We start from the raw sequence: 25,012 nt of genomic DNA, 5'->3' as shown, positions 1-25,012 counted from the left end.
TGCTGGAAGCGGATATCACGGTCAATAATCACTAATCCATTGCTGTTTTGTTGAGTTCCCCGGTAGAAAGTTTATCTGGTAGCTATCTCTAATTATTTTCCTGGAAAATTCCGGATGTACCTGAGTTTACACTCATCCATGGACATCTCGACTACCCTTAATATCCTGTACAGCATTTATGACTGTGTTAATAGCGATAACAAGGAGACATACGATATGGCTTACCAGACGGTGAATCCTGCGAACAACCAACTCATCAAAGAGTATCCCGCTCACAGCGATGCGGACGTAGAATCGGCGCTGCAAAAAGCAGATGCGCTTTATCATTCCGAATGGGCGAAAGGGGATATTGACCAGCGGCTGCCGGTTCTGCGTAAGCTGGCTGATCTGATTGACAGTAGGGTGGACGAACTGGCCAAAATCGCCAGCCAGGAGATGGGGAAGCTCATCGAGCAAAGCCGCGGTGAGGTTAAGCTGTGCGCGCAAATTGCCCGCTACTACGCCGGCAACGCGAAACAGTTTCTGGCCCCAGTGAAGTATCAGTCAGAGCTGGGTGAGGCGTGGGTCGAACACCATCCTGTCGGCGTGCTGATGGCTGTAGAGCCGTGGAACTTCCCTTATTACCAGCTAATGCGCGTACTGGCACCAAATCTGGCGGCGGGGAATCCGGTGATCGCCAAGCATGCCAGCATCGTTCCGCACTGTGCGGAAACTTTTGCTCATCTGGTGCGTGAAGCCGGTGCGCCAGAAGGGGCATGGACCAATCTGTTTATTTCTCAGGATCAGGTGGCGAAGATTATCGCCGACGATAGGGTACAGGGCGCGGCGCTGACCGGTTCGGAAAAAGCGGGTAGCGTGGTAGCAGCGCAGGCGGCTAAACACATCAAGAAAGCGACGCTTGAGCTGGGCGGTAACGATGTGTTTGTGGTGCTCGACGACGCAAGTCTGGAGAAAGCGGTGAAGATTGGTGTTCAGGCCCGACTCAACAACGCCGGACAGGTCTGTACTGCCGCGAAACGCTTTATCCTGCATGAGAAAATAGCCGAGCGGTTCCTGAGCCAGTTTACCGAAGCCTTTCGCCAGGTGAAAATCGGCGATCCGCTGGATGAAAGCACCACGCTTGGGCCGCTCTCTTCCAAAGATGCGTTGGATACCTTAAGCAAACAAGTCGACGAGGCGGTGAAAAACGGCGCCAAACTGCACCTGGGCGGCAAACCCGCGCAGCGGGAAGGTAGCTTTTTCGAGCCGACTATTCTGACCGGAATCACCCGCGATAATCCGGCATATTTTGAAGAGTTTTTTGGCCCGGTGGCGCAAATTTACGTGGTGAAAGATGACGATGAGGCGGTGAAACTGGCTAACGATTCACACTATGGCCTGGGTGGCGCAGTGTTCAGCCAGGATATCGAACGGGCGAAACGGATGGCGTCGCGAATCGAAACCGGGATGGTCTATATCAACTGGTTAACCGATACCGCGCCGGAGCTGCCGTTTGGCGGCGTCAAACGCTCCGGATTTGGCCGTGAGCTTTCCGATCTGGGGATTAAAGAGTTTGTGAACCAAAAGCTGGTAGTGGTGCATAAATAACTGTGTGAATACAAAACCTGCCATCAGGCAGGTTTTCCATAGTGCTCACATTTCTGCCGGGCGGCGGCTAGCGCCTTGCCCGGCCTACAAAAATCACAATATCATCAGGTTATGATTTTTTTGTAGGCCCGCGCCAGCGAAGCGCCGCCGGGCGATTCCAACAGCGCTGCACTCTGTCAGCAATCAAAGGGTTACTTACGCAATCCTACAAACGCCGTACGAATTTGCTTTTCCGGCAGATTGATACCGATAAATACCATCGTACTGTGCGGTGGCTCATCGCCCCACGGACGGTCCCAGTCGGCGCTATATAGCCGCTGGACGCCCTGAAACAGCAGGCGGTTTGGCTCGCCATCAATCCACAGCATCCCTTTGTAGCGCATCAGCTGTTCGGCAAAGTCGAGCAACAGATTTTCCATCACTCGCGACACTTCGCTGATATCCACCGGGTAATCCAGTTCCACCACAATCGACGAAACATCGTTTTGCTTGTCGGCCATAAAGTGGAAGCGCGGTTTGCTGCTGACCACGTTCTCTTCCAGCATAAAACCGCTGGTGTTAAATAGCAGATTCAGGTCGATGTCGCCGTGAGTCACGGTGTAAATGGGCGCGCGGGCGTTAATGCGCGTCAGCCGTTCGCGGAGCTTGTCGCTGTCGCCCGCTACGTCAGTTTTGGTGAGCAGGATGCGGTCGGCATAGCCCACCTGCGACTGGGCGATGGTGAACTGATTCATCTGCTGATCGGCATGCACCGCGTCAACCAGCGCAATCACCCCATCCAGCAGATAGCGCTCGCACAGCACATCGTGGGAGAAAAAGGTCTGAATAATCGGGCCGGGGTCGGCCATGCCGGTGCACTCAATCACCAGACGGTCAAAATCGGTTTCCCCGCGATCGCGACTGTCGAGCAGGTCGAGCAGGGTATCTTCCAGTTCATTTGAGCGGGTACAGCAAATACAGCCGTTTGTCAGGGTTTTAATCTGCGTTGCGCGATCGCCAATCAACTGATCGTCAACGGCAACTTCGCCAAATTCGTTTTCGATAACGGCGATTTTAAAACCGTGCTCTTCGTTGAGAATATGGCGCAGCAGGGTGGTTTTGCCTGCGCCAAGAAAACCGGTCAGCAGGGTAACTGCAATCGGTGCCATTGTTGCCTCCATTAACAGCAGCGTACGCCGCCTTTGCCGTCACCGCCGTAGCGGGCCTGCTGGCGTTCGCGAAAAAATTCTTCGTAGGTCATGTACGGTTTATCCGGATGGTTGGTCTGCATATGCTCAACGTAGTTGTCATAGTCCGGAATGCCAATCAGCATTTTGGCCGCCTGACCGAGGTACTTTTTAGCCTGACCTAAGTTACCAAACATATAGGTTCCATGTAACGAATAAAGCCGGATGGCGGCTTGCGCCTTATCCGGCCTACGTTAATGCTCGTTCTGTAGGCCGGATAGGCGTTGCGCTATCCGGCATCAGGTTTAGTGATGTGAAGAGGTCTTCACGCCACCTTCCGGTACCGGCACGTACGGAGTCTCTTTGTCGGTGCGTACTTTATTGTTGCGCACGTTGAGCCAGGTTTTAACGCCGTAGAAGATGATGCTGTAGACCACCACCAGGAACAGAATGCTCAGTCCCGCGTTGGTGTAGTTGTTCACCACGATATGGTTCATGTTGGCAATCTGCTGCGCGGTGAGTTCGCCGCCGGAAGCAATTTTCTCTTTATACTGCTGAGCCATAAAGAAGAAGCCTTCCATCTGCGGGTTGGTGCTGAACAGTTTCAGACCCAGCGCCCAGGTGGTGCACAGCAGCAGCCATGCGGCCGGGATCACGGTGACCCAGATATATTTGGTGCGCTGCATTTTGACCAGTACCACGGTACCAAGCACCAGCGCCACGGCGGCCAGCATCTGGTTGGAGATACCGAACAGCGGCCACAGGCTCTTCACGCCGCCCAGTGGGTCAACTACGCCCTGATACAGCAGGTAACCCCACAGCCCGACGCAGCCCGCGGTGCCGATGACGCCCGCTACCAGCGAGTCGGTTTTTTTCAGGAACGGGACGAAGTTGCCCAGCAGGTCCTGCAGCATAAAGCGACCTGCGCGAGTACCGGCATCCAGCGCGGTGAGGATAAACAGCGCTTCAAACAGAATACCGAAGTGGTACCAGAAGCCCATATCCGCCATCGGGATGATTTTGTGGAATACGTGAGCGATACCGACCGCCAGCGTCGGCGCGCCGCCTGCGCGGTTCAGTACCGACGGTTCGCCGATATCTTTCGCCGTTTGCAGGATCTGCTCAGGTGAAATCACAAAGCCCCAGGAACTGACGGTTGCCGCTGCGTGAGCGGTCACGTCGCGGAGCTGTGCAGCAATCAGTGCGGCGTTCTCGCCACCCATTTCATGCAGGTTCGGCATGGTGATGCCCAGTCCCGCAGGCGGGGTGTTCATTGCGAAGTAGAGGCCCGGTTCGATAATTGATGCCGCTACCAGCGCCATCACCGCCACGAAGGACTCCATCAGCATCGCGCCGTAGCCGATAAAGCGGGCGTCGGTTTCGTTAGCCAGCAGCTTCGGCGTAGTACCGGAAGCGATCAGGGCGTGGAAGCCAGAGACCGCACCGCAGGCGATAGTAATAAACAGGAACGGGAACAGCGCGCCTTTCCACAGCGGACCGGTACCATCAATGTACTGGGTCACTGCCGGCATTTTCAGGTCCGGGTTGAGGATAACGATACCCAGCGCCAGGCCGACGATAACGCCGATTTTCAGGAAGGTTGCCAGGTAGTCACGCGGCGCCAGAATCAGCCACACCGGCAGCAGCGCGGAGATGAACGCGTAGCCAATCAGGGTAAAGGTGATGGTGGTGTCTTTAAAGGTCAGCGCCGGGCCCCAGTACGGATCGTGGGCAATCACGCCGCCGAACCAGATGGATGCCACCAGCAGGACGATACCGATAACCGATATTTCCCCCACGCGCCCTGGACGCAGGAAGCGCATGTAGATCCCCATAAACAGGGCAATTGGTACGGTCGAGCAGACGGTGAACACGCCCCACGGGCTTTCTGCCAGCGCTTTTACTACGATCAGCGCCAGTACCGCGAGGATGATGATCATAATCAGGAAGCAACCGAACAGCGCGATTGAGCCAGGTACCGGCCCCATCTCTTGCTTGATCATCTCACCCAGCGAGGCACCGTTACGGCGCGAGGAGATAAACAGCACCATAAAATCCTGCACCGCCCCTGCCAGCACGACGCCTGCCAGCAGCCACAGCGTACCCGGCAGGTAGCCCATCTGCGCGGCGAGAACCGGGCCTACCAGCGGACCGGCACCGGCGATAGCGGCAAAGTGGTGGCCGAACAGCACGTAGCGGTTGGTCGGGACGTAGTTCAGACCATCATTGTTAATCACCGCCGGTGTGGAGCGCGTAGGATCGAGCTTCATTACCTTTTGCGCGATATACAGGCTGTAATAACGGTAGGCGACAAGGTAGACGGAAACTGACGCCACTACGATCCACAGCGCACTCACGTGCTCACCACGACGCAGGGCGACAACCGAGAGGCAAAATGCCCCGATGATTCCAAGAATCACCCAGGGTATGTGCTTGAATAACTTTTTAGTATCCATAGTAAAACCTGGCTTATTGAGATGAATAATGGGCCGAAGCCGTTTGGGTTTAAGTTAGGGTTTGAGGAGGTATTGATTCGCTATGCTGGGGACGATCTTGCCAGAACTCCGCGCGCGTAAAGTTGGGTAAATCTGTGAGTGGTTATATGTGGGATTAAGCGGTCACTTGCGGGGGTAAGCGGTTGGGCATAAAGCCATGCTGGCGTGAATATGTGATTGAGATCACAGGATATTACTGACAGAGGATTACAGGGGGTGGTAAACGATCCCCTCCCCGAGGGAGAGGGGAGAATCAGGGTAAATTACGCGATGGCTTCCATCTCCATCATTACCGGATGGAAACGGCGTTTAAAGTAAATCAGCCCGTGGCCTTGCTGGCTAAGGGTAATGTTGCGAATTTCCACCAGATAAACCAGATGGCTGCCGATGGTTTGCACCTGGCTAATCTCGCCTTCGAGGCTTGCCAGCGCGCCTTTCAGGACCGGCTGGCCCAGCGTCCCTTTCTGCCAGCAGGAGAGGCCGAAGCGGTCATCCATCGTCATACCGGTCATTCCGGCAAAGTGGCGAGCCATTTCCTCTTGCTCGTGGTTCAGCACGTTGATACACAGCTTACCGTTGCCCTGGAACACCGGATTCATCGCGCTATTGGCGTTGATGCAGACCATTACCGACGGCGGCGTATCTGTCACCGAACAGACCGCCGTGGCGGTAATACCGCAGCGGCCTGCTTCGCCTTCGGTGGTGATGACGTTAACGGCGGCCGACAGACTGGCCATGGCATCGCGAAAACGCAGACGTTGTTCATCTAATTGCATTGTGACCTCCCGCTGCCGTTTACTTCAGCAGCTTATCCAGCATGTTGATATCGGTATTGTTGTGTAGATGCGGCACCGTCCAGCCGTGCTGGTCGTACTCGGACAGGCAGCGGTCGACCATCGCCATCATTTTGTCCATGTTGCCGGAGCTTTGTGCCTGGCGCAGGCACTGCAGGCGAATTTCATCCTGGCTGCCGGAGTAGTTGATTTCATACAGTTCGTGACGACCGCCAAATTCACTGCCGATGGCGTCCCACATCAGTTTGAGGATCTTGATGCGCTCGACGTGATCCATGCCGTTCGAGCCGCGAACGTATTTCGCCAGGTATTCGTTGATCTGCGGGTTGTTGAGATCGCGGGCGCTGGACGGCAGGTAGATCAGGCCGCTGGTGACGCTGCGCTCGATAATATTTTTGATTTTGGCGTAGGCCATCGGGGCCATGACGCGATAGGTTTGCAGCGCGGCGTGATCCGGCAGATACGCGCCGTTGACCCACGGCGTCGCTTCGGCGCACATCGAATCGCTCAGCGCCCAGAACATATTGCGCCAGGCCACGACTTCGCCAAGCTCGGCCTGTACGCCGCGGAACTCCAGGGTACCGGTGCACTCCAGCGAGCGCTTCAGCAGAGCGGTGATAAAGTCGAGCTTCACCGCCAGACGCACGCAGGCCTGTAGCGGATACATACGGGCGAAGCCGCCTTCCATCGTCCAGCGACGACAGCGGTCGAAGTCGCGATAGATCAGCACGTTTTCCCACGGGATCAGTACGTTATCCATTACCAGGATCGCGTCGTTTTCGTCGAAGCGGCTGGAGAGCGGATAATCGTATGGCGATCCGGTGGCTCCTGCCACCAGCTCATAGGAGGCGCGGGAGATAAGTTTGACCCCTTCGGCGTCCATTGGCGCGACGAACATCAGTGCGAAATCCGGGTTTTCACCCATCACCTGCGCCGAGCCGAAGCCAATCATGTTGTAGTGGGTTAGCGCCGAGTTGGTGGCGACGACTTTCGCGCCGCTGACGATGATCCCGGCATCGGTCTCTTTCTCTAGCTTGATATAGACGTCTTTCACTTCGTCCGCTGGCTTATGGCGGTCGATTGGTGGGTTGACGATGGCGTGGTTAAAGTACAGGCCGGTTTCCTGAATGCGGGTGTACCAGTTTCGGGCGTTCTGCTCAAACTGTCCGTAGAATCCCGGATTCGCGCCTAATGCGCAGCCGAAGGCGGCTTTATAGTCCGGGGTACGGCCCATCCAGCCGTAACTCAGGCGCGACCATTCGGCGATGGCATCACGCTGCTGGCGCAGGTCGTCAGCGCTTTTCGCGACGCGGAAGAATTTGTGGGTGTAGCCGCCGCTGCCGGTGTCGGTGCCCCAGCACAGGGTATCCTGCAGTTCGGGCTTGTGCAGCGCATCGTACATTTGCGCGACGGAAGCCGCGGCGTTACGAAAAGCCGGATGCGTAGTCACGTCTTTAACGCGCTCGCCGTAGATATAGATTTCGCGACCGTCTTGCAAGCTCTTCAGGTACTCTTCACCGGTTAACGGGCGTTTAGCGTCTGCACGGAAATTTTCAGGTTTCATAGGGGACCTCTTCAGTATTAATCGGAATGCGATGTTAAATTTATGTTTTGTTTTTGTTGTTCAATTGAAGCGGCTAACGCAGTTTTCGTGAAGAGACTTTTAGGTCAACGGTGGGTACTTTTCGGGCGGGGTTGAGTTATGTGATCCGGGTTGTTTTTTCGATTTTTTGACCTGGTCTCCGGTGGGGTGGGCGACAAATCAGTACGGGTTTTGAATTTGTAGCCCGGACAGATGCGCAGCATCGCTTCCGGGAAATGTGCCGGATCTGAGGCATCGGTGTGGTGCCTTCCCGGAGGCGGCGCTTAACGCGCCTTGTCCGGGCTACCGTCTCTCAGACGACTGCGAACTCGCTGCGTCGCCCCCGGAAAGATCCTAAGACACTGGGACTTTTTGCGTTCTAAAGGCGCTCGGCGAGCAGCCGACTAAGCGGTTAAAAAAGCGGGCGAAATAGGCCGGGTCTTTAAAACCCAGCTGCCAGGCTATCTCGTTAACCGCGCTATCGGAGAACAGGAGCAGCCGCTTGGCCTCGCGCAGCTGCCGGTCGAAAATCAGCCGTTTCGGCGGGCGGTTTGCGAAGCGGCGGCAGATATCGGTCAGCCTGGATTCGGTCAGATGCAGCTCGCAGGCATAGTCCGGCACCGTCCAGTGCTGATGGTAGTGGCTATCGATCAGCTGGTTAAAACGCTGGAACAGCTTCAGCTCGCCGCGTATTCCGCTGGCGGCATGATCGTCAAGCTTCGCGTTGCGTAACAGTAGGGTGAATACCGCCTGTGCCAGCAGCGTCAGGGTGTGTTCGCGTCCCGGCAGCTGCGCGGTCGATTCGCGTTCAATCAGCCGCCAGTAGTGCGCTAGCGCCGCCAGCTCCTCGGGCTTATCGGCTAGCGACAGGCAGATACCCGGCAGGCCGAAGGCTTCCCGCGTGCCGGGGTAGAGCACTTCCAGCAGCGGCCAGACCAGATCCTCCCGTATCGTCAGCACGTGGCCGTCGCTATCGGACTGGGTGATAAACGCGTGCGGCACCGAGGGCGGCGTCAGGACAAACAGCGGTGCCTGCACCGAGTAGCGACTCTCGTCGAGCTGCAGCTCAATCTGCCCGGTATCAAGAAAGTGCATCTGAAAATACTGGTCGTGACGGTGCGCCTGCATATCGCGGCCAAAGAACTCCGCCATGCGGGCAAACGACTGATAATGCACATCTTCCGTCCCCAGACTCTCATCGTACTCTTTGTTGATATCGATATTGGTGACAGGACTCTGGCACATAGCGGCTCCTTACGGCGTCGCGCGAGGACGCGATCCTTTCATCGGAATAGCCCAGATAATCACCGCGCCAATCACCAGCAGGGCGGCGACGAACCACAGGCCGCTGCTAAAGCTGCCGGTAACATCTTTCAACCAGCCGATCATTAACGGACTGATTGCCGATCCGATATTGCCGGTCGCGTTGATCACCGCGATACCGATCGCTCTGGCGCGCAGGCTGATCGACTGATCCGGCGTAGTCCAGAAAATAGCCATTGCGCTAAACGATCCGGTGGAGGCCATCACAATCCCCAACAGCTGGATCAGACTGTGATCGGTGGCCGACGCCAGTAGCCAGCCCGCGGCGGCGAACAGGAACGGTAGTGCGGTGTGATGTTTTCGTTCCTGGTGTCTATCTGAGTGGCGGCTCCAGTAGATCATCCCCAATATGGTACAAATCTGCGGGATCGCCGCCAGCAGGCCAATGGTGATATTGCTGCTGCCTTCGTTAAAACTTTTTAGGATCTGCGGCGTCCAGATGCTGATCGCGCTGAGGGTGTTGGTCAGGCAGAAGTAGGCCAGGGTGTACATCAGCACGATGGGCGTAAACACTTCGCGCCACAGGCTGCGCTTCTGCATGGCGTGATGGCTGATCGCCCCTTCCGGCTGTACTAGCGTGAGCCGATCGTTATCCATCATCTCCTGCAGGCACTTTTTGTCCTCCGCTGTCAGCCATTTGGCCTTCGACGGCGAATCATCGAGCCAGAACCAGACCATAATGCCGAGCAGCACCGACGGGAAACCTTCCAGCAGGAACAGCCACTGCCAGCCGTGCAGGTTGAGTAGGCCATCCATCGACAGAATATAGCCGGAGACTATCGATCCCAGCGCGGTGGTCACCGGCATAGCAATCATAAATAGGGCGTTGGCGCGGGCGCGAAAAAAGGCCGGAAACCAGAAGGTCAGATACAGCAGGATGCCGGGCAGGAAACCGGCCTCGGTAATCCCCACCAGCATCCGCAAGATATAGAGGCTGTTTGGCCCGGAGGCGAACATGGTGGCGGTAGAGGCGATGCCCCACAGCACCATGATGGTGGCAATCCAACGGCGAGCGCCGACGATGCTGAGCATCACGTTGCTGGGGATGCCGAAAATCACGTAGGTGGCGTAAAACAGGGTGGTGGCAAGGCCGAACATGGTGGCGTTGAGGCCCAGATCCTGCCCCATGGTCAGTCCGGCAAAGCCGATATTGATCCTGTCTAAAAACGAGAAGATAAACAGCACGAACAAAAATACGATCAGGCGGCGAAACAGCTTGTTGATAACCGACTGCTGCTGTGCCGTTAGCTGCTTGTGCTGGTTCGCCGGATCGAACTTTTCCGGGATGGCAGATGATGTATCGCTCATTATCATTTTCCTCTAATGGGAATTTTGTAGGGTACTGCGGGTTGCCCGGTGGTGCTGCGCTCGCCGGGCCTATGGTTTGCTGCTGCTGTAGGCCGGGTAAGCGCAGCGCCACCCGGCGTTAATAAACGCTTGGCGAATCCTGCACGTTTTTTTCCGCCCCAAATCGCGCCGCCAGTGCTTCAGCGCCACGCGCCAGTAGGGTGGTATCGACGCCGACGGCGACAAACAGCGCGCCAAGTTCCAGATAACGCTTCGCCAACTGCTCATTGGCCATCAGGATCCCCGGTGCTTTGCCCGCCGCGCGAATTTGCGCGATAGCCTGTTCGATGGTGGCCTGTACTTCCGGGTGTTGCGGATTGCCGCCAAAGCCCATGTCGGCGCTAAGATCCGCCGGGCCGATAAACACGCCGTCCACGCCTTCAACGTCGAGAATTTGCGCCAGGTTTTTTAGGGCTTCGCGAGTTTCAATCTGCACCAGCACGCACATCCCGTCGTTGGCCTGATGGGTATAATCGGGGATGCGGTTCCAGCGCGAGGCGCGGGCCAGGGCGCTGCCGACGCCGCGAATGCCTGCGGGCGGATAACGGGTGGCCTTCACCGCCAGCCGCGCTTCGTCGGCGTTCTGCACCATTGGCACCAGCAGGGTTTGTGCGCCAACGTCCAGCAGTTGCTTAATCTGCACCGGGTCGTTCCACGACGGACGCACCACCGGCTGGCTGGGGTAGGGTGCGATCGCCTGGAGCTGGGTCAGTACCGTTTGCACATTATTCGGCGCATGCTCGCCGTCAATCAGCAGCCAGTCGAATCCGGCTCCGGCCAGCAGCTCGGCGCTATAGCTGCTGGTGAGTCCCAGCCACAGGCCAATCTGTGGGCGACCCGCTTTTAAGGCATCTTTAAAGGCGTTATTCATCATATTCCCCTTAAACAAAGCGACAGCTAATTGCGCCCATGTTGCCGTAGTCGACGTGGAAGGTGTCGCCTTTGCGCGCCGGAACCGGGCGGGTAAAGGAGCCGCCGAGAATAATCTGTCCGGCTTCCAACTGGACGTCGTATGGTGCGAGCTTGTTTGCCAGCCAGGCCACGCCGTTGGCCGGGTGATTGAGCACCCCTGCGGCGACACCGGTTTCTTCAATCACGCCGTTGCGATAGAGCAGGGCGGAGATCCAGCGCAGATCCAGTTCGTCGGGTTTAATGGGCCGACCGCCGAGGATCACTCCGGCGTTGGCGGCGTTATCGGAGATGGTGTCGAAGACCTTGCGCGGGCGCTGGGTTTCCGGGTCGATGTTGTGGCAGCGGGCGTCGATAAGCTCCAGCGCCGGGATCACGTAGTCGGTCGCGTTGTAGACGTCGAACAGGGTGCAGTTCGGGCCGCGCAGCGGTTTGGCCAGCACGAAGGCCAGTTCGACTTCAATGCGCGGAACGATAAAGCGGTCGGTAGGAATATCGCCGCCATCGTGGAAAAACATGTCATCCAGCAGCGCGCCGTAATCGGGTTCGCTGATTTGCGAACTGGCCTGCATCGCTTTGGAGGTCAGACCGATTTTATGCCCTTTCAGCACGCGCCCTTCGGCGATTTTCATTTTTACCCATTCGCGCTGTACGGCGTAGGCGTCTTCGATGGTGATCGTCGGGTGATCCAGCGAGATAGCGCGGATCTGTTCGCGCTGTTTTTCCGCCTGGTTCAGCCGCTGGGCGATCAGCGTATGGGTCTGTTTATCGAGCATAGTTGCTTCCTGTTACGTCATTCGGTGCTGCTGCGCCGGGTGGCGACGCTGGCGCGTCTTACCCGGCCTACGGTTCGGTGTTGCTTCGTGCATCGTTTTGTAGGCCCGGTAAGCGCAGCGCCACCGGGCGCAAGAGCGTGCTATTTAAACAGCGCGTGCACGTTGTTCTGTTTGTAATTCAGCGTCGGGTGCAGCTCGGTGATTTCAAACGACAGCGCCAGATAACGGCTCTCCATCAGCGCGGCGAAATGGGCTTTAATCAGCGCGAACAGCATATCGCCCACGTCCTGACGACTCTCCTGACTGCGTCCGGAGCCGATCTTCAGCGTCATATGCACGAAGGCGTAATCATGCTGGCCGTCGGCCATCTGCCAGGTATCCAGCCAGATGGCGCGACTGCGAATGCCGCCGATGGGAAAGATGCCGGTCGCCGCCAGCGCTTCGTTCACTTTGCTGAACAGACCCGGTAAATCGGCCTGTTCGCGGATGTTGTCGGTACATTCGGCGATAAAATGCGGCATTCTGTGTTCTCCTTAGGCGTGTTCGGGCAACGGGAAGACGGCGTTGACCTGGCCGGTACCGGAGCTGGCGAACAGTTCGGTGATAAATTCAACTTTGCCGTCATACTTGTCCCAGCCGAGCAGGCCGAGCAGCATCACCGTGTCGTGCATGTTGCCCTCGCCGTAGCAGTAGTCGGCGTACTCCGGCAGCATGGTGCAGAACTCTTTGAATTTGCCCTCGCGCCACAGCTTCACGACGCGCTCGTCCATCTGATGGTCGAACTCGCGGGTGTAGCTGTTCATGCCTTCTTCCGCACGCTGATCGTCGATAAAGCGATGTGACAGGGAGCCGCTGGCCAGAACCGCCACGGTGCCGTCATATTTGTCGATAGCCTTAAGAATGGCTTCACCCAGCTTGCGGCTGTCGGCGAAATCGTGAACGGTGCAGAACGCCGAGATAGACACCACTTTGAAATGCTTATCGGCGTTCATGTAGCGCATCGGTACCAGCGTGCCGTACTCCAGCTTCAGACTCGGGATGTTGTGCGCTTTGGCGCGCACTCCCAGCTTGACCGCTTCGTCGGCGATAAGCTGACCCAGCTCCGGGTTACCGTCGTAGTCGTAGGTCATGTCGCGGATAAAATGCGGCAGCTCGTTGCTGGTATAGACACCCTGAAAATGGTCGGCACAGTTAATGTGGTAGGCGCTATTCACCAGCCAGTGAGTATCGAAAACGATAATCGTATCGACGCCCAGCTCGCGGCAGCGCTTGCTGATTTCCTTATGCCCATCAATGGCTCCCTGACGGCAACCATGATTTTTACCCGGCAGCTCAGAAAGATACATTGACGGTACATGAGTGGTTTTTGCTGCTAACGCTAACTTTCCCATATCAGACTCCCCATTTTGGGATCGGATGGTCGCCCATCGAGATGCAGACGTTTTTCATTTCAGCGAACACTTCAAAGCTATATTCGCCACCTTCGCGGCCGGTACCGGAGGCCTTCACGCCGCCGAACGGCTGACGCAGGTCGCGGACGTTCTGGGTGTTGACGAACACCATTCCGGCTTCGATGCCGCGCGCCAGGCGCAGCACTTTGCTGACGTCCTGGGTCCAGATATAAGAGGCGAGGCCGTATTCCACATCGTTGGCCAGGCGCAGACCTTCCGCCTCGTCTTTAAACGGCAGCAGACAGGCTACCGGGCCAAAAATCTCTTCCTGCGCCACACGCATGCGGTTGTCGACGTCCGCCAGCACCGTCGGGCGCAGGAAGTTGCCGCTTTTCAGATGCGCAGGCAGGTCGGTGGGTTTGTCCGGGCCGCCGGCCAGCAGGGTCGCCCCTTCTTCAATGCCGAGGCGGATATAGCCGGAAACCTTCTCCCAGTGCTGCTGGCTGATCAGGGCACCCACCTGCGTGTTCGGGTCATTCGGATCGCCGACGCGCAGGCGGTTCGCGCGTTCGGCAAAGCGTTTGACGAACTCGGGGTAGATGCTCTGCTGAATAAAGATGCGCGAGCCGGCGGTGCAGCGCTCGCCGTTGATTGAGAAGATGGTGAACAGCGCGGCGTCGAGTGCGCGCTCGATATCGGCATCTTCAAAAATCAGCACCGGTGATTTGCCGCCGAGTTCCATGGAGTACTTTTTCAGCCCGGCGTTTTTCATGATGTTGCGGCCGGTGGCGGTACCGCCGGTAAACGACACCGCGCGGATGTCGTGGTGGCGCACCAGCGCATCACCCGCCGTCGCGCCGTAGCCCTGAACCACGTTCAGTACGCCCGGCGGAATGCCTGCCTCCAGCGCCAGTTCGCCCAAGCGATCGGCGGTCAGCGGCGACAGCTCGGACATTTTCAGCACCGCGGTATTACCCAGCGCCAGGCACGGCGCGACCTTCCAGGTGGCGGTCATAAACGGCACGTTCCACGGCGATACCAGCGCGCACACGCCGACCGGCTGCACGAGGGTGTAGTTGAGCATCTTGTCGTCAACGGGATAGGTCTTGCCGTTCATCTGCTGGCACACTTCGGCGAAAAATTCGAAGTTATGCGACGCGCGCGGGATCAGCACGTTTTTGGTCTGGTGGATCGGCAGGCCAGTGTCGGCGGTCTCCATGGCGGCGATCTCCGGCACGTTCTGATCGATCAGAGAGCCCAGACGACGCATCAGACGCGCACGCTCTTTCATCGGCAGATTGGCCCATTTCGGGAACGCCTCTTTCGCCGCCGCTACCGCTTGGTTGACTTCGGCTTCGCCGCCGGAGGCGACTTCCGCCAGAACCTCGCCGGTCGCCGGGTTGGTGGTATGAAAATACTCGGTGCCGGCGACGTTTTTGCCGTTGATCCAGTGGTTAATCTTTTTCATGACAGCTTCTCCTCATACGCTTGCTGGCTGATGATGTGGTTGACCAGGCGGCCGACGCCTTCCACTTCGACGATCACTTCATCGCCCGGCACCACGTCTGACAGCCCTTTTGGTGTGCCGGTGGCGATCATGTCGCCCGGTTGCAGGGTCATAAACTCGCTCAGATAAGCGATCAGGAATGGAATGCTGAAGATCAGATCGGCGGTGGTGCCCTGCTGGCGCAGTTCGCCGTTGACCCATGTGCGCAGCGCCAGGTTGTGTGGGTCCGGGATCGACTCTTTCGCGACGATCCACGGACCGATCGGCGTCAGGGTGTCGCGGCTTTTCACCCGCAGATTGGGGCGATAGTAGTTTTCCAGATAGTCGCGGATGGCGTAGTCGTTGCAGACGGTATACCCGGCCACGTACTCCATGGCGTCGGCTTCGGCGACTTTACGCGCGGTTTTGCCGATCACCACTACCAGTTCGGCTTCGTAGTGCATGTACTCAACGTTATCCGGGCGCACCGATTCCTGCTGGTGGCCGATAAAGGTGTTCGGCGCTTTGATAAACACTAGCGGTTCGGTGGGTGGCTTAAATTCCAGCTCGCTGGCGTGATCGGCGTAGTTCAGGCCCAGCGCGAACAGCGTGCCGTCGGCGGGCGGCAGCCAGCGGAATTCGCCCTCGTTTAGCAGCCTGCCGTTGATCAACTGTACCTGGTCGCGTTCATCAACCTGAACATCGTGCTGCTGTCCCTGCCATTCAATACGTGCCTGTTTCATGCCAGCTCTCCTTCAGCAACCACCGGGTTTTCCAGCGCCGGGAAACCCTCGGCGAGAATGCGCACGCGATCGCCGGGCTGCAGCGTGACGCGGGCGTGTGGGGTGCCGATCAAAATGGCGTCGCCGGGGTTGAGCGTGGCGAATTCGCTCAGGGCGCTCAGCAGCTCGGCGGCAGAGCGCTGGAGGTCAGCGGTGTTCCAGCTGTCCGCTTCGCGACCGTTGATTTCGGTGATGATGGTCAGGTTATCGATATTGCCGAGCGGCGCGAGTGCGCCAAGCGGACAGAAGCCGTCACGGCATTTGGCTTTGATCGCCGGGCGATAGAAGCTCTCTTCCGGCAAGCTGACGTCGTTAGCCAGCGCATAGCCAGCAATATAAGCAGCGGCTTCTTCTGCGGCCACTTTGCGTGCGGTTTTGCCGACGACAAGCGCCACGGTCGCGCCGCTCTGTACGGTTTCACCCTGTGGGTAAGGGATGTTCTCGCCGTTGCCAATAACGGTATTGCGCGGTTTGATAAACCAGACCGCGGTCTTCGGCGGCGTTTTATAGGGGGCCTGTTGGAACGCTTCGCGCCAGGCATCAAGCTGGCTGCGATGGTTAAGCGCTACGGCGAAGATGGTACCTTTCATTCACCACTCCTTTGCTGCTGATTTCGGAATCGAAGAGATTTCATTAATATGTTAATGATCATCTTTTATGCTTTGCAGAAACGTTTGGCAAACAGAAGTGAATGTTTTGTGATCTGATTAACAATATATTTACAGTTTTTATTTTTTATTTTTTATAAATCAATGAGTAATTATTTTTTGTTGTACCATCTGGTACTTTTCAGAGGCAGAAACCGGTTGCGTTATGAGGCAATTAACGCTAATTATTAACTTATTAATAAACGAAGAGTGTGGTTCAGAGGTCAGTCATGCATGATTCATTAACTATCGCGTTGCTGCAGGCGCGGGAAGCGGCGATGGCCCATTTCAGGCCGATCGTTAAACGCCACAATTTGACCGAGCAGCAGTGGCGTATCGTGCGCATTCTTGCCGAAAATCCGTCGATGGATTTCCACGACCTGGCTTTTCGTGCCTGTATTTTACGCCCGAGCCTGACCGGTATTCTCACCCGCATGGAGCGAGACGGTTTGGTGTTGCGCCTAAAGCCGGTCAGCGACCAGCGCAAGCTATATGTTTCGCTGACGCCTGCGGGGTTGAAGCTGTATGAAAGCGCCCAGGCCCAGGTGGAAGAGGCCTATCGCTTGATTGAATCTGAGTTTACCGCGGAGAAAATGCAGCAGCTCACCGCGCTGTTGGAGGAGTTTATCGCGCTGGGTAACGGGGTAAGAGGAGAGGAAGAGGAGTCGTAAGATGGCCCGGAGCCGTGAAAACGTGAAAATCCCCGGAGGCGGTGCTGGCGCACCTGTCCGGGCTACGGTTCACAGCCGTCTACGGACTGGTAGCCCGGACAGGTGCAGCGCGCCGCCTCCGGGAAAGGCACTATTTAGAACAGCGTATCCAGCTCTTCCAACACGTTGTATTGGTCATCCACCAGCAGCAGCGCTTTCCATTTATCAAACGTCAGGCACGGGTGCGAGGTACCAAACACCAGAATATCGCCGACCTGCACGTCGCTGCCCGGTGCAAGGTGCAGCATGCAGTGCTGATCCATAATCCCCACGCTCGCGATCCCCTCAGCGGATAGCTGCGCACCGTGACGATAGAGGGCGATGGGCTGCGGCAGTCCGGCGTCGAAGGCGCAGTCGCGCTTGCCGAAGTTAACCACCGCGCGATCCGCTTCCGGCACCGACTGGACCATCGCCATCAGCTCCAGCGCCGAGGTTAAGTCGCCGCCCAGATCGCAGGCGATCGGATCCCGCGCCACCAGCTCCTGCTGCGCGATATCGTAGATCCCCCGGTCGTGGGTGATATAGCAGCCGGGGCGGATAACGATCCGGCAGTTCGCCGGTTTCTCCGCCGCCAGCCAGATGTTACACACCACGTCGTACCAAACGGTACCGGCGCCGGTCAGCACAAACTCGCCCTCAACCAGCGGCTCCATTCGACAGGCCAGTTCGGCGGCCTGGCGCAGCAGGGTTTCAACCTGCGGCTGCGGATCGTCGCCGTGCAAAACCCCTTCATACAGCTCAAGACCGCGCAGCTTCAGGCCCGGCAGTTCCGTCACCGCCTGTGCCAGCGCCAGCGCGTCCTCAACGCTGCGACAGCCGCAGCGCCCGCCCTGCACGCCCAACTCAATCAGCACATCCAGCGTTTGCTGTCGCTCGCTGAAAAACGCCGACAGCGTGCGGGCATTGGCAAGGCTATCCACGCAGCAGATAAAATCAGTCGCCCGATAATGCGCTTTCAGGCGCGATACCACCTGCATATTGGCCTTGCCGACCAGCTGGTTGACCATCAAAACGCGCAGCACGCCGCTGGCCATCGCCGCGCTGGCTTGCCAGGCGCTACCCACGCCGATCCCCCATGCGCCCGCCTGCTGCTGCGCCTGAAAAATCCACGGCGTCATCGTCGTTTTACCGTGCGGTGCCAGCGAGACGCCGCGCGCATCGGCGTAGCGCTGCATCCAGGCGATGTTATTTTCCAGCGCCGTTTTTTTCAGCAGCGCGGCGGGGAGGCAGATATCCTCTGCCAGCAGATTTGCCGGGACGGACATTACGGCGGCTTTGTGCGGGACAAGCGTATCGGAATGGTATTTCATAACACTATCCTTTCAGGGTTTATGTTCGGATAAAAGTTGAGTATCAATTTTAATTGATTGATAAATATGTATTTAACGTGTGTTCTTTATATTTAATGAATAAAAGTATCATAAATTGATCTGGTTTTTGCGTAGTTTTCCACTGTTTTTCCGCCTTGTAAATGGTTAACTTGTCGGCAGAGTTGAAAGGGAGTAATTGCGATGAAAGTTAACTGGCTTTTCAAAAACGTCACCGTCATCGACGGCAGCGGCGGGCCGCAGTTTCGTGGTGACGTAGCGGTGAAGGGCGATCGGATTGTGGATATGGCCCCGGCGTTGAATCTGGCGGCGGAGCAGGTGGTTGAGGGGCTGGGGCGCGTGCTGGCCCCTGGGTTTATCGATGTGCATACCCATGACGATATCAACGTCATCCGTATGCCGGAGTATTTGCCCAAGCTGAGCCAGGGGGTGACGACGGTGATCGTTGGCAACTGCGGGATCAGCGCGGCGACGGCAACCATGCGCGACGGCGTGCCGGACCCGATGAACCTGCTGGGCGAGCAGGAGCAATTTATTTATCCCACCGTTGAGGCTTACGCCCACGCGGTGGAGGCGGCGAAGCCGTCACTGAACGTCGGCACGCTGATTGGCCATACCGCGCTGCGCAACAATCATATGGATGATTTGTTTCGCCCGGCGACGGAAAGCGAAATCGCCGGGATGCGTGTTCAACTGCGCGATGCACTGCGTGAGGGGGCGTTGGGGCTGAGTACCGGTCTGGCCTACGCCAGCGCATTCCAGTCCACCACTGAGGAGGTGATGGCGCTGGCGGAAGAGCTGGCGGCGGAGAAGGGTATTTACACCACCCACCTGCGTTCGGAGTTTGAACCGATTCTGGAAGCGCTCGATGAAGCATTTCGCATTGGTCGCCACGGTAACGTGCCGGTGGTGGTTTCACACCACAAGTGCGCCGGGGCGAAAAACTGGGGTCGCACTAAGGAGACGCTGGCTTTCTTCGATGAGATGCGCCAGCGCCAGGAGATTGCCTGTGACTGCTACCCCTATTCCGCCAGTTCGTCGACGCTGGATATGAAGCAGGTGACCGATGAGTTCGACATCGTTATCACCTGGTCGGAAGCGCAGCCAGAACAGGCCGGTAAAACCCTCAAGCAAATTGCCGATGGCTGGCAGGTGAGCCTCCATGATGCGGCGGCGCGGCTAATGCCCGCAGGTGCAATCTATTACAACATGGACGAGCAGGACGTGCGGCGGGTGCTGCGTTATCCGGTCACCATGATCGGCTCCGATGGCCTGCCGAACGACCCGATGCCGCATCCACGGCTGTGGGGGGCTTTCCCTCGGGTACTGGGCCACTACAGTCGCGATGAACAGCTGTTTCCGCTGACTACCGCCATTCACAAAATGACCGGACTCTCGGCGGCACGCTTTCAGCTTGTGGATCGTGGGCTGGTGAAAGTGGGCTACTTCGCCGATCTGGTGCTGTTTGACCCGCAAACGGTGCGCGATGTCGCCAGCTTCTCCGACCCGAAACAACCGGCGGACGGCATAGACGCGGTGATGGTCAACGGCGTAATGAGCTACGGCAGCGATAAAAAGATTACCGGGCGCGCAGGACGTTTCCTGCGTCGCCGAATGAACTAAGGAGTGAAAGATGAGTATTAAACGTTATGGTGTGGAAGGCGGCACCGGCACCGGCGGACAGCATCTGCCGTTCGCCCGCGCGGTGGAAGCGGGGGGCTGGCTGTACGTCTCCGGTCAGACGCCGATGAAAGACGGCGAAGTAGTGGAAGGGGGGATTGTCGACCAGTCGCGCCTGGCGATTCAAAACTGTGTGGATATCATGACCGAAGCGGGCTATACCCTCGCCGACGTCGTACACGTCAAAGTGATCCTCACCGATTCGCGCTATTTCCAGTCCTTCAACAAAGTGTTCCGCGAGTTCTTTGGCGACAACCCGCCAGCCCGCATCTGCTGCGTGGCGGATCTGGTGGTGGATTGCAAAGTCGAAGTAGATGTGACCTGTTATAACGCGGCGCGCGTATAAAATTGTATTAATCAGAAATATAAACAGGATTTTTGAGCGCTGAAATAATTCAGCGCTCCGTAACCTCTTACCTTTTATACCCTAAATAATTCGAGTTGCAGAAAGGCAGCGACGCAACAAATCCCCAGGAGCTTACTCTAGTAAGTGACTGGGGTGAGCGAGGAAAGCTAACGCACCTGCAGCTTGAAGTATGACGGGTATATAACCCTAACTGGCAGGATGTGAACGATGAATAGTCATATCTTTTTAGTCGGCTTTATTATTTACGCGTTGGCGATGATTTGGCTTGGCTGGTATGTTTCGCGTAATCAAAAAAGCGGTGATGATTTTTTACTGGGCGGTCGTTCCTTACCGCTGTTTCTGACCCTGGGATCGACCGTGGCGACCATGGTGGGTACCGGCTCAAGCATGGGCGCGGTAGGCTTCGGCTATAGCAACGGCTGGGCCGGGATGCTGTATGGCGTAGGTGGGGCAATCGGTATTTTACTGGTGGCCTGGCTGTTTGCGCCGGTACGTAAACTCCGCTTTATGACCATGAGCGAGGAGCTTTCTTATTATACCGGGGGCAGCCATTTAATTAAAAATATCGTTGGGATCATGATATTTATTGCCTCAATTGGCTGGCTCGGGGCGCATATTCTTGGCGGCAGTATGTATTTGTCATGGGCGACGGGGATAAACCTGACGCTGGCGAAGGTGATTATTTCATTAGCTTTCGCGATTTATGTGATTATCGGCGGTTATTCTGCGGTGGTATGGACGGATACCATTCAGGCATTAATTCTGTTCTTCGGCTTTATTCTGATGGCGATTCTGGCCGTGGTGCACGTGGGCGGCTGGGACGCGATTGTCCAGGCCATGGACCCGAAGGCTATGAGTCTGTTTGCGATTGATAAGCTGGGCACTATTCCGGCCTTATCGCTGGCAATGGTGATTTGCGTCGGGGTGCTGGCGACGCCATCCTATCGTCAACGAATCTACTCGGGTAAAGATGTCTCTTCGGTGCGACGCTCGTTTGTTTATACCGGCGTGCTGTACCTGTTTTTCTCTGTGCTGCCGGCGATTATTGGCATGGCGGCATGGACGATGAACCCGCATCTGGCCAACAGTAACTACGCCTTCCTGTTCGCTACCAGCTTTTTACCGGCGATTCTGGGGCTGGTGGTGCTGATTGCGGGTCTTTCCGCCACCATGTCGTCGGCGAGTTCCGATGCGATAGCCGCCGTCGCCATCATGATGCGCGATGTCTATACCCTGGCGACCGGGAAAATGCCCCCGGCAGATAAAGCTATTATGCTGTCGCGCTGGATGCTGGCGTTCGTTATTGGCCTGGCGATGATCTTCGCCCTGACGTCCAACGATATCATCAGCTATATCACCAAAATGATCTCAATGCTGATGTCCGGCCTGTTCGTCTGCTCGATTCTTGGTCACTTCTGGCTGCGGTTTAACTGGCAGGGGGCGCTAACGGCGCTGCTCAGCGGCATGCTGGTTTCGATAGTCATTCTGGTTAAGGCTGACTGGCTGGCGTATTGGGGAAATCCGTGCATTCCCTCGGTTCTCGGTAGCCTTATCTCCTCCGTGTTTGTGACCCTGATGACGCCAGCGAGCAAAATCAGCCGTCAGCAAGCGCTGGAAATGATTACCCAGGAGCGGGAAGGCCAGGCTATTCCGGTGAAGACGGCTGCGGTTCAGACTTCAGGAGAGGCGCAATGAATGATTACATTGCCGTCGACTGGGGCTCCACCCAGCTGCGCGGCTGGTTGATTCGCAACGGCCAGTGCGTCGAGACGAAGCAGCTGCCGCTGGGCGTGACTCGCCTCAACGGTCAGTTGCCTGAGGAGGTATTCCAGCAACACCTGGCTCCCTGGCGCGGCCCGGAGAAGCTTCCGGTACTGATGGCTGGGATGATCGGCAGCGACGCGGGCTGGCAATCGGTGCCGTACTTGCCTTGTCCGGCGGCGATTGATGCCCCAGGGCAACAGTTGTTTGCCGTTGCCGAAGGCGTGTGGATTATTCCCGGCCTCAAGATTGAACAGGCCGGGGAGTACAACGTGATGCGCGGGGAAGAGACTCAGCTGCTGGGCGCGTGGCAACTGGCCCCGGCGGAGTGCTACGTGATGCCGGGCACCCACTGTAAATGGGTGCAAGCAGAGCGCGGCGTGGTGCGCCACTTTGCTACCGCGATGACCGGCGAGTTGCATCATCTGCTGATGACGCAATCGCTGCTCGGCAAGGGGCTTACGGCCCAGTTGCCGGACGACGCCGCTTTTGAACTTGGACTGGAAAAGGGGCTGGCGCAGCCCTCGTTAATTAGCGAACTGTTTGTTGCCAGAGCGGCGCGGGTTTTGGGGGCGCTGGCGGCGACATCGGTCAGCGACTACCTCTCCGGGCTGCTGATTGGCGCTGAGGTCGCAATTCTGGGTCAGCGTTACCGAGCATCAACCGTCACCCTGGTGGGGGACCCGGCGCTAAATGCCCGCTATCGTCGGGTGATGATGGCGTGCGGGATGACGGTCAACAGCTGTAGCGGCGATGAGGCATTGCTGAGCGGCATGGCGAGGATAATGAATGGACAAGCTTAAACTGGTGGCGATTTTGCGCGGCATTCGCCCCGCAGAAGCGGCAGAGCATATTGATACGCTGATCGGCGCAGGGTTTCGCTATATTGAAATCCCGCTCAATTCACCGAACTGGCAGCAGAGTATTGCGCAGATGGTGGCGCAGTTTGGCGAGCAGGCGGTGATTGGTGCGGGAACGGTACTGAAGGTTGAGCAGGTCGATTTTCTCGCCGACGCCGGGGCGAAGCTTATTGTCACGCCGAATACCCAGCCTGCGGTTATCCGCCAGGCGGTGGCTCGCGGGATGCTGGTCTGCGCCGGGTGCGCAACGGCGACGGAGGCGTTTAGCGCGCTGGATGCCGGGGCGCAGTGGCTGAAGATTTTCCCCTCTTCCGCTTTTGGCCCGGACTATATTCGCGCGCTGAAAGCGGTGCTGCCGCCGGAAGTGCCGGTGCTGGCGGTAGGCGGCGTGACGCCGGAGAATCTGACGACCTGGGTGCAGGCCGGGTGTGCCGGAGCCGGATTGGGCAGCGATCTTTATCGCGCCGGACAAATGGTGGAACGCACCCGCCAGCAGGCAGGGAGGTTTATCTCCGCAAGTAAAGGCTAATCGCCCAGCGGCTGACGGTCGACGCCGCCGCGGTGGCTGTCGAGCGCCAGCTTAATACGCCGCAGTCGGCCTTTTGCCTGGGTTTTGTTGGCCATCGCCAGTTCGGTGGCCAGCACATCAACCATCGCCAGCATCGCATAGCGTGAGGTGCTGGGCTTGAAGATATAGTCGTTTTCGCGCACCAGCAGCGGTAGCACCAGATCTGCCTGCTCCGCCAGCGGCGTTCCGGCAGGGGTAATCGCGATCACCTTCGCACTGTACTGGCTGGCAATCGCCGCGCTTTCAATAATTTCCTGGGTATAGCCGCCTAATGACAGCACGATAACCACATCCTTTGGCGTCACCGCCGAGCTCATCATGCGCACCAGCAGGCCGTCGTTCTGGCTGACTACCGGCAGGCCAAGGCGAAACAGACGATACTGAATCTCCTGGGCACAGATGGTGGAGCCGCCGCCCATGCCGAGGGCCAGAATCTGTCGCGCATCGCTCAGCCAGCTAACTGCGCGCTTCAGCGCCTCGATATCCAGCGCCCGGCGGTTGGTTTCCAGCACGCCGATGATCGACTCATAGATCCCCTGCACGCCTTCGAGGTCCGGGACATCGAGAATAAAGCGCTGCCCGACCGCCAGAGATTGCGCCAGCTTCATCTTCAGTTCGCGAACATCTTTGCAGCCCAGCGCCCGCGCAAAGCGTGTGACCGAGGCCTGGCTGGTGTTGGTCAGCCGCGCCATCTCGGCGATAGGCAGTTCCGCTGCCGCCGCGACATCATCGAGAATAAACTGCGCGATGCGCTTTTCGGTCGCCGTCAGTTCAACAAAGCGATCGGTAATGCAGGAAATGATATCGATTGACCAGGACATACGGGTATCAGCGGGTAAGTTTTGAATGATACTTTGTACCATATTCAGACGATGAAAGCAGCGCCAGAGGTCACAGCGCAAGGCGCATGGTGCAGCGCGTTTCCGCTGGCAGGCCATGTTCTGTTTCCAGCTCCCTTTTTGCCGCCAGTCCCGACGGCAGCGTCAACTCGTCCAGTATCGAAAAGCCCAGACGGGTATAAAACGGCGCATTCCACGGCACTTCGCGAAAGGTGGTGAGCGTGACCGCCGGATATGCCGCTCTTCGGGCATTCTCAATCACCTGCTCCAGCATCATGCGGCCAATGCCTCGCCCTTGCCACGCCTGATGGACGGCAATTTCGACGATAAACAGCGCATCATCCAGCGGTTCGGTGAGCAGAAAGCCTATCGGTTGTTCATCGGCTACGGCCAACAGGCTGTGGTCCGTTTCGAGAAACAGTCGATGGTGATCGGCGCTTATCACTTCGCTTTGCGCCAGCCAGGCCAGCGCTGGGATTTGGCGAAAAGCCTGGGCGGCAGAGCGCTCAATAGCGGGCAGGAGAGGGATATCGCTCTCCTGAGTCAGGCGTAATGTGGTGGCGGCGGTTATAGTGGTAGTTTTCATCACCTCAGCATAGCAGCCTCCGGGAGAA

At 57.4% G+C, this 25,012-nt stretch carries 24 protein-coding genes and 1 pseudogene; 7 read left to right on the top strand and 18 right to left on the bottom strand.

The genetic code is table 11. The features are described 5' to 3' along the window. Nucleotides 1–216 precede the first annotated feature (216 nt). The gene (locus DA718_RS24815) at nucleotides 217–1,587 is read left to right on the top strand and encodes an NAD-dependent succinate-semialdehyde dehydrogenase (protein WP_112215129.1); all 1,371 of its coding nucleotides are present in this window, start codon (nucleotides 217–219) and stop codon (nucleotides 1,585–1,587) included. 191 nt (nucleotides 1,588–1,778) lie between these two features. Here DA718_RS24815 and yjiA read toward each other — a convergent pair whose 3' ends face one another. The 15 genes and pseudogenes from yjiA to DA718_RS31070 form a co-directional block, all read right to left on the bottom strand. Next, the gene (gene yjiA, locus DA718_RS24810) at nucleotides 1,779–2,735 is read right to left on the bottom strand and encodes a GTPase (RefSeq protein ID WP_112215128.1); all 957 of its coding nucleotides are present in this window, start codon (nucleotides 2,733–2,735) and stop codon (nucleotides 1,779–1,781) included. An 11-nt stretch (nucleotides 2,736–2,746) separates the two neighbouring features. Next, a complete protein-coding gene (locus tag DA718_RS24805; RefSeq protein WP_112215127.1) occupies nucleotides 2,747–2,950 on the bottom strand; it encodes a YbdD/YjiX family protein in 204 nt (67 codons plus the stop codon). A 108-nt stretch (nucleotides 2,951–3,058) separates the two neighbouring features. Further along, a complete protein-coding gene (locus DA718_RS24800; RefSeq protein ID WP_112215126.1) occupies nucleotides 3,059–5,209 on the bottom strand; it encodes a carbon starvation CstA family protein in 2,151 nt (716 codons plus the stop codon). Between the two features lie 302 nt (nucleotides 5,210–5,511). Further along, on the bottom strand, nucleotides 5,512–6,024 hold the full coding sequence (locus DA718_RS24795; protein WP_112215125.1) for a 4-hydroxyphenylacetate 3-monooxygenase reductase subunit: 513 nt from the start codon (nucleotides 6,022–6,024) through the stop codon (nucleotides 5,512–5,514). 19 nt (nucleotides 6,025–6,043) lie between these two features. Then, nucleotides 6,044–7,606, bottom strand: a complete 1,563-nt coding sequence (hpaB, locus tag DA718_RS24790) for a 4-hydroxyphenylacetate 3-monooxygenase, oxygenase component (protein ID WP_112215124.1) — start codon at nucleotides 7,604–7,606, stop codon at nucleotides 6,044–6,046. Between the two features lie 372 nt (nucleotides 7,607–7,978). After that, a complete protein-coding gene (gene hpaA / locus DA718_RS24785; RefSeq protein WP_112215123.1) occupies nucleotides 7,979–8,869 on the bottom strand; it encodes a 4-hydroxyphenylacetate catabolism regulatory protein HpaA in 891 nt (296 codons plus the stop codon). 9 nt (nucleotides 8,870–8,878) lie between these two features. Further along, entirely contained in the window at nucleotides 8,879–10,255 is a 1,377-nt protein-coding gene (hpaX, locus tag DA718_RS24780; RefSeq protein WP_112215122.1) for a 4-hydroxyphenylacetate permease, read from the bottom strand. A 118-nt stretch (nucleotides 10,256–10,373) separates the two neighbouring features. Continuing rightward, nucleotides 10,374–11,165 carry a 4-hydroxy-2-oxoheptanedioate aldolase gene (gene hpaI, locus DA718_RS24775; RefSeq protein ID WP_112215121.1) on the bottom strand — a complete coding sequence of 264 codons (792 nt, stop codon included), beginning with the start codon at nucleotides 11,163–11,165 and terminating at the stop codon, nucleotides 10,374–10,376. Between the two features lie 10 nt (nucleotides 11,166–11,175). Beyond that, nucleotides 11,176–11,979 (bottom strand): 2-oxo-hept-4-ene-1,7-dioate hydratase, encoded by an 804-nt coding sequence (hpaH, locus tag DA718_RS24770; protein WP_112215120.1) that lies wholly within the window; start codon nucleotides 11,977–11,979, stop codon nucleotides 11,176–11,178. Between the two features lie 140 nt (nucleotides 11,980–12,119). Then, nucleotides 12,120–12,500: a 5-carboxymethyl-2-hydroxymuconate Delta-isomerase gene (locus DA718_RS24765; protein ID WP_112215119.1), complete on the bottom strand. Its 381-nt coding sequence runs from the start codon at nucleotides 12,498–12,500 to the stop codon at nucleotides 12,120–12,122. A gap of 12 nt (nucleotides 12,501–12,512) precedes the next feature. Further along, a complete protein-coding gene (hpaD, locus tag DA718_RS24760; protein ID WP_112215118.1) occupies nucleotides 12,513–13,370 on the bottom strand; it encodes a 3,4-dihydroxyphenylacetate 2,3-dioxygenase in 858 nt (285 codons plus the stop codon). 1 nt (nucleotide 13,371) lies between these two features. Next, the gene (gene hpaE / locus DA718_RS24755; RefSeq protein WP_112215117.1) at nucleotides 13,372–14,838 is read right to left on the bottom strand and encodes a 5-carboxymethyl-2-hydroxymuconate semialdehyde dehydrogenase; all 1,467 of its coding nucleotides are present in this window, start codon (nucleotides 14,836–14,838) and stop codon (nucleotides 13,372–13,374) included. Further along, nucleotides 14,835–15,599, bottom strand: coding sequence for a fumarylacetoacetate hydrolase family protein (locus DA718_RS24750; protein ID WP_112215116.1), 765 nt, complete (start codon nucleotides 15,597–15,599; stop codon nucleotides 14,835–14,837). Before DA718_RS24750 ends, hpaE begins: the two co-directional genes overlap by 4 nt. Beyond that, complete coding sequence (locus DA718_RS24745; protein WP_112215115.1) at nucleotides 15,596–16,228, bottom strand: fumarylacetoacetate hydrolase family protein; 633 nt, start codon at nucleotides 16,226–16,228, stop codon at nucleotides 15,596–15,598. The genes DA718_RS24750 and DA718_RS24745 overlap by 4 nt, the downstream gene beginning before the upstream one ends. Before the next feature lie 58 nt (nucleotides 16,229–16,286). Next, nucleotides 16,287–16,361 (bottom strand): annotated as a pseudogene (locus DA718_RS31070) (hypothetical protein); the annotation flags it as partial. 154 nt (nucleotides 16,362–16,515) lie between these two features. Between DA718_RS31070 and hpaR the strand changes: the two are divergent. Further along, nucleotides 16,516–16,956 (top strand): homoprotocatechuate degradation operon regulator HpaR, encoded by a 441-nt coding sequence (hpaR, locus tag DA718_RS24740; protein WP_112215114.1) that lies wholly within the window; start codon nucleotides 16,516–16,518, stop codon nucleotides 16,954–16,956. 134 nt (nucleotides 16,957–17,090) lie between these two features. On the opposite strand, the gene DA718_RS24735 is transcribed toward hpaR, so the two are convergent. Then, a complete protein-coding gene (locus tag DA718_RS24735; protein ID WP_112215113.1) occupies nucleotides 17,091–18,305 on the bottom strand; it encodes an amino acid deaminase in 1,215 nt (404 codons plus the stop codon). A gap of 201 nt (nucleotides 18,306–18,506) precedes the next feature. Here DA718_RS24735 and DA718_RS24730 point away from each other — a divergent pair, with 201 nt between their 5' ends. The 5 genes from DA718_RS24730 (at nucleotide 18,507) to DA718_RS24710 (ending at nucleotide 23,520) form a co-directional block, all read left to right on the top strand. Next, a complete protein-coding gene (locus tag DA718_RS24730; RefSeq protein WP_112215112.1) occupies nucleotides 18,507–19,946 on the top strand; it encodes an N-acyl-D-amino-acid deacylase family protein in 1,440 nt (479 codons plus the stop codon). A gap of 10 nt (nucleotides 19,947–19,956) precedes the next feature. Continuing rightward, nucleotides 19,957–20,349, top strand: a complete 393-nt coding sequence (locus tag DA718_RS24725) for a RidA family protein (protein ID WP_112215111.1) — start codon at nucleotides 19,957–19,959, stop codon at nucleotides 20,347–20,349. Between the two features lie 228 nt (nucleotides 20,350–20,577). Next, nucleotides 20,578–22,065 carry a sodium:solute symporter family protein gene (locus DA718_RS24720; RefSeq protein ID WP_112215110.1) on the top strand — a complete coding sequence of 496 codons (1,488 nt, stop codon included), beginning with the start codon at nucleotides 20,578–20,580 and terminating at the stop codon, nucleotides 22,063–22,065. After that, nucleotides 22,062–22,934: a 2-dehydro-3-deoxygalactonokinase gene (locus DA718_RS24715; protein ID WP_112215109.1), complete on the top strand. Its 873-nt coding sequence runs from the start codon at nucleotides 22,062–22,064 to the stop codon at nucleotides 22,932–22,934. Before DA718_RS24720 ends, DA718_RS24715 begins: the two co-directional genes overlap by 4 nt. Further along, complete coding sequence (locus tag DA718_RS24710) at nucleotides 22,921–23,520, top strand: 2-dehydro-3-deoxy-6-phosphogalactonate aldolase (RefSeq protein WP_112215108.1); 600 nt, start codon at nucleotides 22,921–22,923, stop codon at nucleotides 23,518–23,520. The genes DA718_RS24715 and DA718_RS24710 overlap by 14 nt, the downstream gene beginning before the upstream one ends. Here the strand turns inward: DA718_RS24710 and DA718_RS24705 are convergent. Together DA718_RS24705 and DA718_RS24700 are read right to left on the bottom strand one after the other, a co-directional pair. Then, entirely contained in the window at nucleotides 23,517–24,380 is an 864-nt protein-coding gene (locus tag DA718_RS24705; RefSeq protein ID WP_112215175.1) for a MurR/RpiR family transcriptional regulator, read from the bottom strand. The two genes, DA718_RS24710 and DA718_RS24705, sit on opposite strands and share 4 nt — an antisense overlap. A gap of 70 nt (nucleotides 24,381–24,450) precedes the next feature. Next, nucleotides 24,451–24,984, bottom strand: coding sequence for a GNAT family N-acetyltransferase (locus tag DA718_RS24700; protein ID WP_112215107.1), 534 nt, complete (start codon nucleotides 24,982–24,984; stop codon nucleotides 24,451–24,453). Between the last annotated feature and the right edge of the window lie 28 nt (nucleotides 24,985–25,012).

Origin of the sequence: Klebsiella huaxiensis (assembly GCF_003261575.2) — a bacterium.
GTDB lineage: Bacteria > Pseudomonadota > Gammaproteobacteria > Enterobacterales > Enterobacteriaceae > Klebsiella > Klebsiella huaxiensis.
The sequence above is the reverse complement of the archived record's forward strand: the minus strand, read 5'-3'. Positions and strand labels throughout refer to the sequence as shown.